Below are 14902 nucleotides of genomic sequence, written 5' to 3'. Positions count from 1 at the left end.
TGCTCAGCTTGGCTGGGCATCTGTTGATTGATTTTGAAAAATGATTTGTTATCTACTGAATTATTTCAGTGTAAATGTCTGTTTTTATGTATGCTGTTTGAATTTAAAAATGCTCAATTGTAGAAAATCGTTCCCCAATTGTAATTTTTTGTTCCCTTCATATTATCTGCGTTTAATTACACCACCATTCGCTATATCCGATTTGATGATGGGTTTACCTGTATAAAAAATAGTTCCCCCACCTTTCACCGTTCCATCAAGGAGCGTGCTGACTTGTGCAGTTATTTTTCCACCTCCCTGGACAATGGCAAACAAAGAATCGACAGGTGTTGATGCCATTTCAAGATTCCCTCCGCTTTTCACAGAACACTTGAGAACCTTTATGGGGTCAAAACCATTCTTTATTTTGAGTGACCCGCCTCCACTTAGCTGAATTTCATCAAAACTTGGAGTCCCAATATAAATTTTAACACGACATTCATTTGAATGGTTGTCCTCACTTGAAATGTGCAAGACTTTTGATGAAACGGCCACATTGATTTTTTCCACACAGCTTTTTTCCCCTTTCAACTGCAATGTGGTTGCCGAAGAAGGGTGCAGATAGATGTCTCCCGCTGTTGTAACAATCAGGCTTTTAAAAGAAGGTATGGATTTCTCTTCCTTTACAGCACCATCTTTATTCCCGATAGAAGAGTTGTCCTGTGCTTTGCAGGTCGGTACTGCGAAGAGACTGAACAGAATTATGGATATTGAAATAAACTTTATCATGTTGATTTTTTGATTGCTTTATAAGGTGTAAACCTGACTAGTTTTTTGCTTTAACTTTTACACCATCCTCATTAATCTTCATTTCAAAGGAATCTTGGTTGTCTTTGATGTCGATATCGATACCATCTTCATTGATGATGATTTTACCGTTACCATCTCTATCCTCGTCATCGTCTTCTGGGCAATCCAAACATTGCAACTCTCCGTCACTACCCATCAACCAGTGTTGTCCGGCCATACCACTTCTATAAAAACCTTGATCGTTGTCGATTCCTCGGCCAATGTACCTGCTGGTGGAATCATCAAAATATACCGTCATATTTTCTGGAACATAAATGGTAATGGTCACTTCTTGGTTTCTAGCTTTGTTGGATGTTTCGGTGGTCAAATATTTGTCCAGTACAATTTCATTACCATCAACCGTGTATGCATATTCAATGTTTCTGGCGCGGTCACGGGCTGCTGGTGTTGAGCTACCATCTGCATCTTTTCTAATATTAATGCTGATGGAATCTGTATCGGACTTTCTTATTTTGATATCCACTTCATCGGACATAAGAATACGGTTGTCATTTTCGTCATAACCGAAAGTCATCCTACCAAAATGAATATCATCTCGGTTGTAATCCATATGTGCATCGTCCTTCATGCTTATGATCAGTGTGTCGGATGGTACTTCTAGCGAAAGTTCTGTCTTATCGTTAACGCTTCCCGTGTACGAGAATTCAGCAGCCTGACGTATGCCGAACACAATCAAGAGTCCTACGGAAATTAACCAAAGGCCCAACAGGGAGAATTTGGCAATGTTTCCGATGGATTTAAGGTTGTTCACCAATATCTTCAAACCTAAATATAACAGGAAGAAGAACGGAATCCCCACGGCAAAGAACAACAAGATGGATACCACCCATACTGGTGCACCGGAAGTGTTCACGATTTCATAAAAATCTATGCCGGGTACGTGTACCGCATCGAACATGCCTACGGTAAACAGACCAAAGAACAGTCCTACTAGGGTGGATGCCCCGATGATGATCAATAAAATGCCTATGAACTTGCCGAATACCTTGAACAGGAACAGGATAATGTCCCCGATGGTATCAAAAAAGGTCTTGGAGCTGCTTTTGACCTTGTTGCCCACTTTGTCGTAGTCAACACTTTTTACTTTTTCGGCAACATCATCAAACCCCTCTTTAACTTTGCGTTCTATATTGCTGATGTTGACGGGCTCCCCCCGCATATCCAATTTTTGCGAGGTTGTGGCAGCTTCGGGCACCAAAATCCAGAGTAGGATATAGGCGATAAGCCCAAAACCACTGGTAAATACGGCCAAAAGGATAAATATGAGCCTTACCCAAAGGGCGTCGATGCCCAAATAATGCTCCAAACCTGCGCAAACACCACCAATGTATTTGTGGTCGATGTCCCTGTATAGTTTTTTTGCTCTACTAGTAGGTTCTGCATGGGTTCTTTTAGGTTCGTCCTCAAAAATATCCTCGTCCACCATATAATCTTCGGGTTGCCCCATAACGTCGATTACTTGATCTACCTCTTTATGGGTGATTACTTGGCGTTCGTTCTCCATTTTCTCCAAAAAGAGCTCGGCGATACGAGCCTCGATATCGGCAATGATCTCGTCGCTTCCCTTGGTACCGGCAAAGGAGCGTTTTATGGACTCCAGGTACCGTCTCAGCTTGTTATACGCATCGTCGTCTATATGGAAGAGCGTATTTGCTAAATTTATATTTACTGTCTTGTTCATTTTTTGATTCTATTTTGTGTTGGTTACCAGATTGACTGCATTTCTTAGTTCATCCCAGGTGCCATTGAGTTCGTTAAGGAACAATTGGCCTGTTTCGGTTAGCGCGTAATATTTGCGGGGAGGTCCGGATGTGGATTCTTCCCAGCGATAGTTGAGTAATCCTGCATTCTTAAGCCTTGTGAGCAAAGGGTATATGGTACCTTCCACTACTAACATCTTTGCGTCTTTCAAGGCTCCTAGAATTTCTGAGGCATATTTGTCATCATCCTTTAAGATGGACAAAATGCAATACTCCAGAACCCCCTTGCGCATTTGTGCTTTTGTGTTTTCTATGTTCATAATTTCATGGTTCTAAATTTATGCTGAACTGGGTTCGGCATCTGATTAACAGTTCGTTTTTGTTCTTCCAAACTTTGTTTGGTTACGTTCCCACTCCATTCCCCTGAATTGGGCAGGGGAGTGGAAACGGTTCTTTGATTGATGATTGTTTTTTCGTTTTTTGATTGATGGTTAAACTCCGTTTTACTTTGATTGATGATGATTATTGTGGAGGTGATTAGGCTCCTATGATTATTTGATGAATTTTATAGTGAATGGGTATTTAAAATATTCTCCCTCATTCGTTCGGATTGTGGCCAAAATGGTGAAAACAATGTTCACAATACCTAAGGCTACTTGCAAAAATCCTGAGATACCAACAGGCCAGAATAATCTTCCAAACCTAAAGTCGTCGCTATCGATATGAATATTTAAGTTGTTAAGGTCGCTCAACCCGTGGAACCCGAAAAAGTTCCAATCGAACAAGTCTGGCCAAAATCCAATAAAGAATGGGATGGTGACCAAACCTGCCACGATGGAGTAAAGCAACATACTAATTTGAAAATTAAGAGCCTGTTTGCCGTTGTAATCGACAAACGCATGCTCTTTTTTGTTAGCGGTCCATAAGATCAACGGAAGTATAAAATTCCCAAAGGGGATAAAGTACTTCGAGAACATGGACGCATGGATGATTGCGGATAAATTTCGTTCGTGTTTGGTGATTGTAGTTGCCATTTTCTGATTGATGTTTTTTGATTGTAAAGGGGTTAACCTATTAGCTTACGATGCAAATATATATCTAAAAGATGGTACTATGCAAAACAAAGTACTATGATTTAACAAAAAATTAACAATATTGGATAACTTCTTTTTACCTATTTTTAGGCAGACTTAAATAAAGTATATGGCACTTACACCCAGTAAAATCAATATGTTCACTTTTATGAAGCTCCCTTCGGCATGGTGGTGCGGGGTACGACTCAAATATATTGGTGATAAAAAAGCAATGACCACGGTAAAACTTAAATGGATGAATCAAAATCCGTTTAAATCCATGTTTTGGGCCGTTCAGGGGATGGCAGCAGAGCTAAGTACGGGTGCATTGGTGATGAACGAAATCCAAAAAAGCGGCAAAAAAGTGTCCATGCTCGTCGCCAATAACAAAGCCACCTTTACCAAAAAAGCCACGGGACGCATCAATTTTACCTGTGAGGATGGCGAACTCATTGCCGATGCTATCCAAAAAACCGTGGAAACGGGAGAAGGACAAACCTGCTGGATGAAAGCCGTAGGCGTTAACCAAGATGGGGTAGAGGTATCCACTTTTCATTTTGAGTGGACGGTGAAGGTGAAAGAATAATGTTATAAGACTTTTACAGTGCACTTCATAAGAAGACATCTCGTTCTTTTCTACTTTATAGCTTTATTGGTTTTAATGAATTTCATATCAGCAATGCTTTGGTATGTTTTGAATTCTTTAAACTTTTTCTCCTATGAAACGGAAGGCATAGTCTTAGTTTCCTCTTTTCCAATAATATATCTTGCTGGAATATTACTTTCCTTTAAACTTTTAAAAATAAAGTGGTTTATCAATACAGATAGAATACGATACAGTATAGTTATACAATGTATCTTCTTATCCGTTTTCTTATTTATTTTTCAAACTTTGGTTGATGTTCCATTTTGGAGAAACTTAGTAAATGGGGAGTTTCGGTTTTTAGCTTGGGAAATACCATTTCAAAAAGGAGCTTATATAACAGTTTCAACTATCCTATCAATTTTGGTAGCCCCAGTTTTGGAGGAAATATTATTTAGATATCTTATTTTCAATTCATTATCGGAAAGGTATGGCTTCTACTTTAGCATGGTGGTTACCGCATTGCTTTTTTCAATGATGCATTTAAGTATGGAAGGCTTATTCGCTTATTTTTTGATAGGCCTTATATATAACTATATTTATTATCTAACCAAATCACTATGGTTGATTATTTTGGTTCATATCATTCATAACATTTCAGCTAGTATTACCAAACTGGAATTTTATGGAGTATCGGATTCTCCAATGATTTTAGGCGTTATCATATATATTGTAAGCGCCTATGGTATTATTCTAACTATCAAAAAGCTTAGATTGTTAGTCAAGGAATAAAGATTGAAAAGAACTGTAACAAATCCACCTATCCATCAACATATAAACAGAAATCAAAAAACAATCAAAAAATGAACGCACACGAAATCGACTACCACATTTACGGCGAAGAAATGCAATATGTGGAAATAGAACTGGACCCTCAAGAAGCTGTTGTTGCCGAAGCAGGCACTTTTATGATGATGGACCAGGACATTAAAATGGATACCATCTTCGGAGACGGTTCCAACCAAGATACCAGTGTTTTGGGCAAAGTATTCTCCGCAGGTAAGCGATTGCTCACGGGCGAGAGCCTTTTTATGACCGCTTTCCTGAACATTGGACAAGGAAAAAAGCAAGTAAGCTTTGCTTCACCCTATCCAGGTAAAATTGTTCCTATTGATTTATCAGAAAAAGGAGGGAAGTTCATCTGCCAAAAAGATGCGTTCCTTTGTGCCGCAAAAGGTGTTTCCGTTGGTATTGAATTCTCCAAACGCCTGGGACGTGGCTTTTTCGGTGGCGAAGGCTTTATTATGCAAAAACTGGAAGGCGATGGAATGGCCTTTGTACATGCCGGTGGAACCATGGCCAAAAAAACATTGGCTCCCGGCGAGACCTTGAGAGTGGATACGGGCTGTATCGTTGGCTTTTCCCATACTGTAGACTACGATATTGAATTTATTGGGGGCATCCGTAACAAGGTGTTCGGAGGCGAAGGACTGTTCTTCGCTACACTGCGTGGCCCTGGGACAGTGTATATTCAATCTTTGCCGTTCAGTAGATTGGCCAGCCGTGTGTGGGCCGCTGCACCCAGAGGAGGCGGAAAAGACAAAGGAGAAGGCAGTATCTTAGGTGGCCTTGGGGATTTGCTTGACGGGGATAACAGGTTTTAAGTTGCTGGAGGTTTGATGCTCGATGTTAGGTGCTTGAAGCAAAATATCCATTGTTCAAAAGATTTAATGTGGTTGAAAAAGCGAAGTTTAAATTTGAAAAACTACATATATGGCAGGACGCCATGAATTTGGGAGAACAAATAAACTTGATTGCCGATGATTTCCCCAAGAAAGAAGCATATAACTTATCATCCCAAATCTGTCGAGCAGCAGATTCGGTGGCCCTTAATATTTCTGAAGGTTCCATCGTTCAATCAAAGCTTGAGTTTAGAAAGTTTCTGGGTTATTTTGTGCGTTCACTGGCAGAAGTGGTGACTTGTTTGTATAAGGCTAGTAATAGGGCGTATATTTCCGATAAGGAATTTGAAAAATTATATGATTGTTGTTTCAAGTTAATGAACATGATCATAGCTTTTCGAAACAAGATATAGCTTCACACCATTAAAGACTTTTAACACCGAGCATCAAACATCCAACACCGAACAATCCATGAATTTCAACGACCTGTTCCACTTTCTGGAAGAATTGCAACAAAACAATAACAAGGAATGGATGGATGCGAACCGTAAATGGTACAAATCCCTTCGAAATGATTTAATTGCTTGGCTGGACGATTTGGATATGACCATGGCTCAGCTTCATGATGATTATTACCCAACTCTAGGTAAAAAGGGTATCAATCGAATCAATAATAATCTGATGTTTCACCCAAACAAGCCCATTTATAAAGATCATTTTGGTGCTGGATTGGACAAAGCGCCCAATTCTGCCGATTTTTATATTGAAATCGGTCTAAAACATTGTTTGCTGGCCGGCGGTCGCTGGCGACCGGATTCCAAAACCCTTCGTAGTATCCGTGATGCCATCGATTACAACGGGGAGGAATTGCAGGCGATTCTTGATAAACCTTCTTTCAAAAAAATGTTCGGAGGTTTATATGAAGACGAAAAACTGGTGTCATCGCCCAAAGGGTTTTCCAACGACCATCCACATATAGAATTGTTGCGGAACAAAACCTTTGCAGTAGAATATGGCTTGACCAAGAAAGACGTCCTCAGTGATGATTTCAAGGAAAAAATCGTTGATGTTTACAAAGAAATGCTACCCTTTCGTCAATATTTAAACCAAGCGGTAACTGTTTAGTCCAGATTATCCGAAGCCTTTATCAAGCGAGCCGATAGGTCAGGGCGTTCCATATCCTTATCATAAGGAAACATGGGCCTGATGATTCTTTTATGGCCCAAACGCTCCAAGTCTTGATCTACGCCCCCAGGGGTAAGTGCCATGATCCAGTCCCCACGCATATTATAAAGTTCTGGAACCAAATACCCAATTTTGACTACAATAATATCCGTTTCACTGGGAGTAAGTCCCAAATTGGTGAAGTCGGATTTTCTGTGATACGGTTTTCTCTTTTTGGTTACGATTACATGGGCGTTGTCCACTTGTACAACTACTTCGGTCTCAGCATGTACGTCGCCATGTTTTATGGCAGTAACTTTTCCCGTTAGCATAAGGGGTGGGGCATATCTATCGTCAATATCGGCACCAACAGGAGCACTGACTTCTCCGCCAACGCCAACTTGCATAGCTTGTTCCACCAATTTAGGCCCGGGAATAGAGGCGTAAATCAATGATTTGCCATCAGGTGTGTGGAATTCCCCTCGTTTTAAAAGTTCGGTCAAGGTCCAGGTAACATCCCCTGCACCGCCTGCGGTGGGGTTGTCGCCCATATCACTCAACATAAATGGTTTTTTGTCACTCGCCAAAGCAAGTTCCAATGCTTCTTCGTAGGATTTTGTGGGGGCCACGAATTCAAATTCTTCGCGGACATCCCAAAAGCTATTGGCCAACTTTTCGGCCCCTTCGGTTACTTGCTTTTTATCATCCCCGGTAGCCATAACCACGGCATGGTTTCGGGGTTCATCGGCCCATGCGTAGCCAATCCAAATAGCTGCATCGATTACACCTTCTTGTTGCTCCACTTCGGGAACTTTGGCGTACAGACTTTTACCTGGCTCCACTCGGGTGCTCGTTTTTTCGCCTGGTAACAAAATCGGTACGGGAACCCAGGCTTTATATTTTGGCTTACCTTTTCCGTTTTCCAATCGCGATACCAGGTTTTCCACAGCTCGTTTGCGGGATTCCGTTGCATCTTCATGAGGTGCCATTCTGTAACAAGTAATCAAATCGGAGTGCTGCGCCAAACGTTTGGATACATTTCCGTGGAGATCCATGGAGGTCGAAATCAATACGTCGGTTCCCACTACCTCACGAATTCTTTTGATGAGGTCGCCTTCTGGGTCATCCAATCCAACAACGCTCATGGCTCCATGAATGTCAAAGAAAAGACCGTCGTACGGCATATTTTCCTCCAACATGGTAAGTGTTTTGCCCACCAAGGATTCGTAAGCTTCTCGAGTTACGGTTCCCCCGGGCAATGATTTTCCCACTAAAGTGGGAACCCATTCGGCTCGTTTTCTCAAGGATGAATCCGCATTCATAAACGGATAGCGGTTAAATATGGAATCTCCGATTTTAGGATGGAATGCTTCTTCATGGGTAAGGGCGGGCGAAAACGTACTGGATTCAATTCCAAGGCCAGCAATAGCGATTCGGGGCAGTTTTTTTTCGGTGTTTTTATCACAACTTATCAGAATAGCAAAAAGTAATAGAAGGAGTAAGGGGTTACGCATAATATTGGGTTTGGTCGGTTTTCATCAAAAAACATAAATATCGACATAATAATATTGATGTCAAAAGTGATTGCAGTAATTCAAGGTGATAAGGGGATAAGCTTGTATATTTAACCAAAACTTATTCATTTTGGCTAGCAACAGAATTAGAAACATGCAGCGAGAGCTGCTTTCGGACAATTGGTATTCCCTAGAAAAAATCACTTTTGAATATTTACGGGACGATGGCATTTGGGAAAAGCAAATTCGAGAAGCATACGACCGCGGCAATGGTGCCGCCATACTTCTTTATAATGTTGAAAAAAGAAAGGTAGTGCTTACCAAACAGTTTCGTATGCCCACGTATGTGAATGGCAATGATGATGGGATGATGGTTGAGGTCTGTGCGGGACTTTTGGAAAAGGGCAATGCTGAGGAAACGATAAAAATGGAGGTAGAGGAGGAGACGGGTTATAAAATTGATAAGGTGGAAAAGGTTTTTGAAGCCTACATGTCACCCGGTTCGGTTACTGAGATTCTTCATTTTTTTGTTGGTGAGTATAAAGATGCCATGAAAGTAAGTGAGGGCGGTGGCGCAGCGGATGAAACCGAAAACATTGAGGTGTTGGAGCTGGATTTTAAAAAAGCGATTGCCATGATGCAAAACGGTGAAATAAAAGATGCCAAGACTATAATGCTATTGCAATACGCCCAAGTGCAGGGAATTATGCATCAGTAGTTTTCGTAGAGATTCTTTAAGGTAGCATACATGGTTTCCCTTATTTCTGATGATGACACCCGAAAATGGTTGTTCATAAAACTAAAGATGAGCAATTTGCCCGATTTGGTCTTCACATAGCCGCTCAAATTATAGTTGTTGCCCACTGAGCCCGATTTGGCAAAGAGGAACGGCTCCGTAGTGGGGTCTTCCCATTCTTCAACCGTATTGTTGGGTCCCCACATCGGAAATATCCCAAAAAGGCGTTCTTCCTGTACTTCTTCATATAGTTTTTGAAGGATTTGAACAAAGGAACGAGGCGTAAACAAATTATAACGGGAAAGCCCCGAACCATCTACCCAACGGGGCTGATGTTCTAAGTCCTTTAAATGATTGTCCAACATAAAATCGATGGCTTTTTTGGTGCTCAAGGTATCGGATAATGTGGCCGAGGAAGCCATCAATAATTGCTCTGCCAAAAAGTTATCGCTCTTAAAAAGCATACGCTTAAAAATAGAGTCGGTTTCTATTCCGTACAATGTTTGTTTTTCTCCAGATGGAAAATGTTGGGTTAAAACAATATTCTTCCCAAGTGCAGTTTCAAATAATTCTTTGGTCAAATTGTCACTGGTCACAAAAGGAATTTCCAAAGTGTCTTGTTCCGTTGAGGAGACATAAAACTTGTTGCGGAACTCTTCTCTTTTTAAAGTGGTATCCTTAATTATGATTTTATCGGCGAACGTTTTTGGAGAAACTTCCAATCCGTTGGTGTTGGAAATGGTTGCTACATTGCCGTAAAGAGGCAAAGTGGATTTCTCGGGCGAAAAATAGGTGTCGTAATCTTCCCAGGCCCAACCAGGTCCATAGCGCGGTTCGTTGTGATTTTTGGTGTAAAGAGCAATGGTTTCCTGATTTTTTAACCAATCTATTGCCGTGCTATCCTGAAAATAGGGGTGCAACCATGATGGGTCACCGGCACCTTCAATAAATAAAGTGTCGTTGGCAACGATATATTTTAGGGTTGGGATGTTTTTCGGAAGTAATTTCATCCCCGTGTAGAACGTTACAATCTTTGTGTTGCTGGCAGGGGTAAAGTATTTGTCGCCATTATGACTATAGACCTCTTTTTTAGTATTGGCATCAATAATTACAAGGCCATGAAAAGAATTTTTCAGCTTGTTGCTCCCAATTTTTGAGTTCAGTGTTTTTTTGATTGAACTACATCCAGTTAATAAAAAAGAAATCATCAAAACACTGAAAAACAGAAGCTTAATAGGTTTTATCTGTGGTTGGTTCATATAGGGCATTGATCAATTTTAACAACAAGGTATTTATTTTTTAACTGAAACTTAGGTTTTTTAAACGTGTTTTTTACTAATTTAGGAGACAACCTATTATTTCCAATTTAATCAAATTATTATGCCTAGAGCTATGTTAGATTACACCAAAACAATCCTTCAAAAGGTGAGTTTTGATGTTAAACTCTTTGCTAGGGAACTTCAGAAAGCTATTTCTAGATTATTGCCAAGTGAAGTGGAAGAGCTTAAAATCTGGTTACAATTTTATCTTGTAGACAAGCCAGAATTACAATCAACATTATTACTATTAAAAGCATAAACACTAACTAGAGCCGCTGAAAAGCGGCTCTTTAATTTTTGTTTAAAGGGCTGATGATTTTCACATCCTGAAAAGCAATTGCTCCACGAACAATACTGGAGATTACCTCTCTGAGAGCATCCGTAATTTGTATTTTCAGTTCGCTTTTATGGTAAATCAAACTTATTTCACGTGCCGGAGTAGGTTTTTGGAAGGATTTTAGGTTAGTACTCTTGTCCTCTTCCAAGTGTAGGGTATTCAAGTAGGGCAACAGGGTCATTCCCATGCCTTCATCCGCTAAACTGACCAAGGTCTCAAAACTTCCACTTTCAATTTTAAAATGGTCACCATGTCGGTTTTTGGAGGCCTTGCAAAGGTTGATCACCCCTTCTCGAAAGCAATGGCCATCCTGCAACAAAAGAATATCATTTACATCCAGATCATCCGTAGATATTTCATTTTCTGATGCCAGCCTATGATTTTTTGGGACGTAACCTACAAAAGGCTCATAATATAATGGGCGTTCTTTGATAAACTCAATTTCTAGCGGTGTTGCGGCTATTCCAGCATCCAAATGCCCATCCATAATATTTTTGATCATGGTTTGGGTGGATTGCTCCTTGATGATGAGGTTAACCTTGGGATACTTTTTTATGAATGCATTTAGGAACATGGGCAGTAAAGTAGGCATAACCGTAGGTATTATTCCAAGAGTGTAATCTCCCCCAACATACCCTTTGTCTTGATCCACAATATCTTTGATGCGTTCCGCTTCGGCAACAATGTTCTTTGCCTGGGCCACAATTTTTTCCCCTACTTCGGTAATGGTGATGGGTTTTTTGCCCCTGTCAAAAATGAGGACATCGAGTTCGTCCTCCAACTTTTGTACCTGCATGCTCAAGGTGGGTTGGGTAACAAAACTTTTTTCTGCGGCAAGGGTAAAGTTCTTGTGCTCGGCAACAGCTAACACATATTGAAGCTGGGTAATGGTCATTCAATTCTAAGTTTAGGGCATAAAAGTATAAAAAACCATTAGGTTAGTCTATAGAAAAGAAAGAATCCTAAAAGGCGCAGATTGTATTAAAGCTAAGAGTCCGTCTAAAAAGCAACAAAATTTTGACTTTGTCAGGTTGAGCGTAGTCGAAACCTATTGGTTATCAATGTTATTCAGGTTCTCGACTGCGCTCGAACTGACAGGCTACAAGCTTTTTAGACGGGTTCTTCTGATAATTGACTGTTGTTTTTTGATTAAAACCGGATGTTCATTTCCAAATCCTCATCGCCAACAGTAAACTTGGCACTGTTAAAAGTTGGTGGCCCCATGGTCATATCGTTGCCAGACATCCCGTAGCTTTCTTTTGGCATCCCGTTGGACTGATAATCCATTCGGTTGTTTTCGTTAGCATCGTGCAGGGCCATAACGGCATAGGTGCCTGGTTTTACGTTATTGAACTTCAAGATTGCTTTTCCGTTTTCAATGGTACTTTCCAAGTTTTGTATGCCTGGACCTTTCATAAAAGTTTCGGCGGTGTGTAGGCCTGCAAGCACTTTTCCTTCATCACTGGTTAGGTTGTCGATGGTAACGGTAATAGCTACGTTGGTTTTTTCTTGTGCCATGGCAATGATGCTTACAAAGAGGAAACTTAAAGCTAGTGTAACAGTTTTCATACTATTTGTATTTGATGTTTTGTCTACTCCAAAATTCAGAAAGAAGACCGTCTATAAAAATTTCAACCTACCGAAATGTTGATTTTTTGGAGTGAACTGCAAAGTGAAAACTGTAATTCAATTCAGCAATAAAAAACTACAATTGAGTATTTCCTTTTCGTTTGGTAAGGTGTTCAAGAGCAATTTTGTGGCATCAATCAAAACGATCAGTCATGAAAATCATCATCAATCTAATTACATTATTATTAAGTACCGGAGTTGTTTTTGCACAGCAGACCATCAATGGAAAAGTTACCGATGCCAAAAACAACCCCATCGAAGGTGCCAACATTTATTTGGAAGGAACTTACGATGGCGCCTCATCGGATGCCGACGGTAATTTTAGCTTTGAGACAACTGAAGAGGGAATGCAGACCCTGGTTGTTTCCATGTTGTCCTACGAACCACACTACGAGGCAGGAGATGTTTCCTATTTTAAGGATTTACATATTAAATTGATGGAGTCCGTCAATTCGTTGTCGGGTGTTACTTTGACCGCGGGAACCTTTGAGGCAGGAGATAATTCCAAGGTGTCTGTGCTGAAACCGTTGGATATTGTTACCACAGCAGGGGCTGCGGGCGATTTTGTGGCTGCTTTGCAAACACTACCTGGAACCACAACGGTAAACGAGGATGGTCGTTTGTTCGTTCGTGGAGGTACTGCAGGGGAAACACAGGTTTTTATAGATGGTCTTCGTGTTTTTCAACCGTTCAATGCCACACCCAATAATACACCGACCCGTGGCAGATTTTCACCATTTCTTTTTAAAGGGATTTCTTTTAGCACGGGAGGTTATTCGGCGGAGTATGGGCAGGCCCTGTCCAGTGTACTTTTGTTGAATACTACGGATGTGCCGTTACAGGAGAAAACGGATATTTCCATAATGAGTGTTGGGGGTGGAGTGGGGCATACAAAGATTTGGGGCGACCAATCGCTCAGCATCAATACATCTTACATGAATCTTGCCCCTTATGAGGCTTTGATTCCATCCACCCAAGGTGTTCGTTGGAACATCCCGTACGAATCCATTTCTGGGGAAGCGGTTTTTAGAAGCAAAGGTGAAAAGAGTATGTTTAAACTGTACACGGGATTCAACCATTCCAATCTGGATATTGAACAGGAGGACATCAATTTTGATGATTACGTACGTTTCCGTCTCAAGAACAACAACTTATACTTTAATTCGTCCTATAAATACTTTTTTGCCAACGACTGGAGTTTGACTTCTGGAGCATCTATTGCTTGGGACACCAATGATATCGGTATACAGGAAGACAAGGTCGATGCCAAGGAAACCTCATCACATATCAAGATAAAGGCACGTAAAAATTTTAGTAATCGGTATGATTTGAGTTTTGGAGCAGAGTATTTCAATACCAATTATGATGAAACCTACACAGATGTTGATTTGGATGAGTTCAATAGTGGTTATAATGATGGTTTATGGGCCGCTTTTGCAGAATCAGATATTTTCCTGAGCAACAAGTTCGCCATGAAGCTGGGTATCCGGGGGGCGCACAGCAGCTTGCTGGATGGGTTTACAATATCGCCAAGGGTGTCTTTGGCCTATAAACCGGGAGAGGACGGGCAGTTTTCTTTGGCCTATGGCGATTTTTATCAGCGGCCGCTTACCGAAGTGGTTAAGTTCACGCAAAATTTGGACATGGAAAAAGCATCGCACTATATCCTCAATTATCAATACATCAATAATGGGAAAACTTTTAGGACCGAGGCCTATTATAAGGATTATGACCAGTTGGTCAAATATGATACGGATGCGCCACAGTTCAATTCCAATTACACCAATTCGGGAGGCGGGTATGCCAAGGGCGTCGATGTTTTTTGGAGGGATAGCAAGAGCATAGAGAACTTGGATTATTGGTTCTCGTATTCCTTTTTGGATACTGAACGGAACTATCGAAACTTTCCCGAAAGGGCAACGCCTAACTTTGCGCCAAAACATAATGTATCGTTGGTTACCAAATATTGGGTGGATAAGCTAAGGTCCCAAGTTGGGTTTTCTTATTCGTATGGTTCCGGTAGGCCGTACCACAATCCCAATATACCTGGTTTTATGACGGAAAAGACAAAGTCTTACAACAATCTTAGCTTCAATTGGGCCTATCTTATTGACCAACAAAAGATTTTGTACTTCTCGGTGAGCAATCTTTTGAGTTTCAATAATGTGAGCAATTATCAATATGCAGAAGTTCCGGATGCTAACGGAGTATTCAATAGAAGAGCAATTACTCCACCGGCCGACAGTTTCTTCTTTATTGGATTTTTCTGGACGATAAGCTCGGATGGCAAGAGCAACCAACTGGACAATTTATAGA

16 protein-coding genes are annotated in these 14902 nt (G+C 40.8%); 8 read left to right on the top strand and 8 right to left on the bottom strand.

What is annotated here, in order from left to right:
* Positions 1-162 precede the first annotated feature (162 nt).
* The 4 genes from GO009_RS08100 to GO009_RS08085 all read right to left on the bottom strand — a co-directional run bounded on the left by GO009_RS08100 (position 163) and on the right by GO009_RS08085 (position 3583).
* The gene (locus tag GO009_RS08100) at positions 163-768 is read right to left on the bottom strand and encodes a DUF2807 domain-containing protein (protein ID WP_163625708.1); all 606 of its coding nucleotides are present in this window, start codon (positions 766-768) and stop codon (positions 163-165) included.
* Between the two features lie 37 nt (positions 769-805).
* Entirely contained in the window at positions 806-2530 is a 1725-nt protein-coding gene (locus tag GO009_RS08095; protein ID WP_163625707.1) for a PspC domain-containing protein, read from the bottom strand.
* A 9-nt stretch (positions 2531-2539) separates the two neighbouring features.
* Entirely contained in the window at positions 2540-2869 is a 330-nt protein-coding gene (locus GO009_RS08090) for a PadR family transcriptional regulator (RefSeq protein ID WP_014031488.1), read from the bottom strand.
* A gap of 231 nt (positions 2870-3100) precedes the next feature.
* The gene (locus GO009_RS08085) at positions 3101-3583 is read right to left on the bottom strand and encodes a DUF4870 domain-containing protein (RefSeq protein WP_127137725.1); all 483 of its coding nucleotides are present in this window, start codon (positions 3581-3583) and stop codon (positions 3101-3103) included.
* Between the two features lie 169 nt (positions 3584-3752).
* Between GO009_RS08085 and GO009_RS08080 the strand changes: the two genes are divergently transcribed.
* From GO009_RS08080 to GO009_RS08060, 5 genes are all read left to right on the top strand, one after another.
* Positions 3753-4208, top strand: a complete 456-nt coding sequence (locus GO009_RS08080) for a DUF4442 domain-containing protein (protein ID WP_163625706.1) — start codon at positions 3753-3755, stop codon at positions 4206-4208.
* A gap of 75 nt (positions 4209-4283) precedes the next feature.
* The gene (locus tag GO009_RS08075) at positions 4284-4997 is read left to right on the top strand and encodes a CPBP family intramembrane glutamic endopeptidase (RefSeq protein ID WP_163625705.1); all 714 of its coding nucleotides are present in this window, start codon (positions 4284-4286) and stop codon (positions 4995-4997) included.
* Between the two features lie 71 nt (positions 4998-5068).
* Positions 5069-5869, top strand: coding sequence for a TIGR00266 family protein (locus GO009_RS08070; RefSeq protein WP_163625704.1), 801 nt, complete (start codon positions 5069-5071; stop codon positions 5867-5869).
* Between the two features lie 68 nt (positions 5870-5937).
* Positions 5938-6300, top strand: a complete 363-nt coding sequence (locus tag GO009_RS08065; RefSeq protein WP_163625703.1) for a four helix bundle protein — start codon at positions 5938-5940, stop codon at positions 6298-6300.
* A gap of 58 nt (positions 6301-6358) precedes the next feature.
* The gene (locus GO009_RS08060) at positions 6359-7012 is read left to right on the top strand and encodes a DUF2461 domain-containing protein (RefSeq protein ID WP_163625702.1); all 654 of its coding nucleotides are present in this window, start codon (positions 6359-6361) and stop codon (positions 7010-7012) included.
* Here GO009_RS08060 and GO009_RS08055 read toward each other — a convergent pair.
* Entirely contained in the window at positions 7009-8565 is a 1557-nt protein-coding gene (locus tag GO009_RS08055; protein ID WP_163625701.1) for a M81 family metallopeptidase, read from the bottom strand. The two genes, GO009_RS08060 and GO009_RS08055, sit on opposite strands and share 4 nt — an antisense overlap.
* Positions 8566-8695: 130 nt before the next feature.
* On the opposite strand from GO009_RS08055, the gene GO009_RS08050 reads away from it, so the two are divergent.
* Complete coding sequence (locus tag GO009_RS08050) at positions 8696-9283, top strand: NUDIX domain-containing protein (RefSeq protein WP_239057422.1); 588 nt, start codon at positions 8696-8698, stop codon at positions 9281-9283.
* On the opposite strand, the gene GO009_RS08045 is transcribed toward GO009_RS08050, so the two are convergent.
* Positions 9277-10569 carry a D-alanyl-D-alanine carboxypeptidase gene (locus tag GO009_RS08045; RefSeq protein ID WP_239057420.1) on the bottom strand — a complete coding sequence of 431 codons (1293 nt, stop codon included), beginning with the start codon at positions 10567-10569 and terminating at the stop codon, positions 9277-9279. The two genes, GO009_RS08050 and GO009_RS08045, sit on opposite strands and share 7 nt — an antisense overlap.
* A gap of 112 nt (positions 10570-10681) precedes the next feature.
* Between GO009_RS08045 and GO009_RS08040 the strand changes: the two genes are divergently transcribed.
* Positions 10682-10879, top strand: a complete 198-nt coding sequence (locus GO009_RS08040; protein ID WP_163625700.1) for a hypothetical protein — start codon at positions 10682-10684, stop codon at positions 10877-10879.
* A 31-nt stretch (positions 10880-10910) separates the two neighbouring features.
* On the opposite strand, the gene GO009_RS08035 is transcribed toward GO009_RS08040, so the two are convergent.
* Both GO009_RS08035 and GO009_RS08030 read right to left on the bottom strand, forming a co-directional pair.
* Complete coding sequence (locus tag GO009_RS08035; RefSeq protein WP_163625699.1) at positions 10911-11852, bottom strand: LysR substrate-binding domain-containing protein; 942 nt, start codon at positions 11850-11852, stop codon at positions 10911-10913.
* Between the two features lie 254 nt (positions 11853-12106).
* Positions 12107-12526 (bottom strand): DUF2141 domain-containing protein, encoded by a 420-nt coding sequence (locus GO009_RS08030; RefSeq protein WP_163625698.1) that lies wholly within the window; start codon positions 12524-12526, stop codon positions 12107-12109.
* A gap of 212 nt (positions 12527-12738) precedes the next feature.
* On the opposite strand from GO009_RS08030, the gene GO009_RS08025 reads away from it, so the two are divergent.
* Positions 12739-14901, top strand: a complete 2163-nt coding sequence (locus GO009_RS08025) for a TonB-dependent receptor (protein WP_163625697.1) — start codon at positions 12739-12741, stop codon at positions 14899-14901.
* The last annotated feature ends 1 nt before the right edge of the window (position 14902 follow it).

The sequence above is a fragment of the Allomuricauda sp. TY007 genome (genome assembly GCF_010468565.1).
Taxonomy (GTDB): Bacteria; Bacteroidota; Bacteroidia; order Flavobacteriales; family Flavobacteriaceae; genus Flagellimonas.
The sequence above is the reverse complement of the archived record's forward strand: the minus strand, read 5'-3'. Positions and strand labels throughout refer to the sequence as shown.

What these genes read in the sequence shown, in the direction of transcription:
- GO009_RS08100 (WP_163625708.1), bottom strand. Translation starts at nt 768, where the DNA reads ATGATAAAGTTTATTTCAATATCCATAATTCTGTTCAGTCTCTTCGCA.
- GO009_RS08095 (WP_163625707.1), bottom strand. Translation starts at nt 2,530, where the DNA reads ATGAACAAGACAGTAAATATAAATTTAGCAAATACGCTCTTCCATATA.
- GO009_RS08090 (WP_014031488.1), bottom strand. Translation starts at nt 2,869, where the DNA reads ATGAACATAGAAAACACAAAAGCACAAATGCGCAAGGGGGTTCTGGAG.
- GO009_RS08085 (WP_127137725.1), bottom strand. Translation starts at nt 3,583, where the DNA reads ATGGCAACTACAATCACCAAACACGAACGAAATTTATCCGCAATCATC.
- GO009_RS08080 (WP_163625706.1), top strand. Translation starts at nt 3,753, where the DNA reads ATGGCACTTACACCCAGTAAAATCAATATGTTCACTTTTATGAAGCTC.
- GO009_RS08075 (WP_163625705.1), top strand. Translation starts at nt 4,284, where the DNA reads ATGAATTTCATATCAGCAATGCTTTGGTATGTTTTGAATTCTTTAAAC.
- GO009_RS08070 (WP_163625704.1), top strand. Translation starts at nt 5,069, where the DNA reads ATGAACGCACACGAAATCGACTACCACATTTACGGCGAAGAAATGCAA.
- GO009_RS08060 (WP_163625702.1), top strand. Translation starts at nt 6,359, where the DNA reads ATGAATTTCAACGACCTGTTCCACTTTCTGGAAGAATTGCAACAAAAC.
- GO009_RS08055 (WP_163625701.1), bottom strand. Translation starts at nt 8,565, where the DNA reads ATGCGTAACCCCTTACTCCTTCTATTACTTTTTGCTATTCTGATAAGT.
- GO009_RS08045 (WP_239057420.1), bottom strand. Translation starts at nt 10,569, where the DNA reads ATGCCCTATATGAACCAACCACAGATAAAACCTATTAAGCTTCTGTTT.
- GO009_RS08040 (WP_163625700.1), top strand. Translation starts at nt 10,682, where the DNA reads ATGCCTAGAGCTATGTTAGATTACACCAAAACAATCCTTCAAAAGGTG.
- GO009_RS08035 (WP_163625699.1), bottom strand. Translation starts at nt 11,852, where the DNA reads ATGACCATTACCCAGCTTCAATATGTGTTAGCTGTTGCCGAGCACAAG.
- GO009_RS08030 (WP_163625698.1), bottom strand. Translation starts at nt 12,526, where the DNA reads ATGAAAACTGTTACACTAGCTTTAAGTTTCCTCTTTGTAAGCATCATT.
- GO009_RS08025 (WP_163625697.1), top strand. Translation starts at nt 12,739, where the DNA reads ATGAAAATCATCATCAATCTAATTACATTATTATTAAGTACCGGAGTT.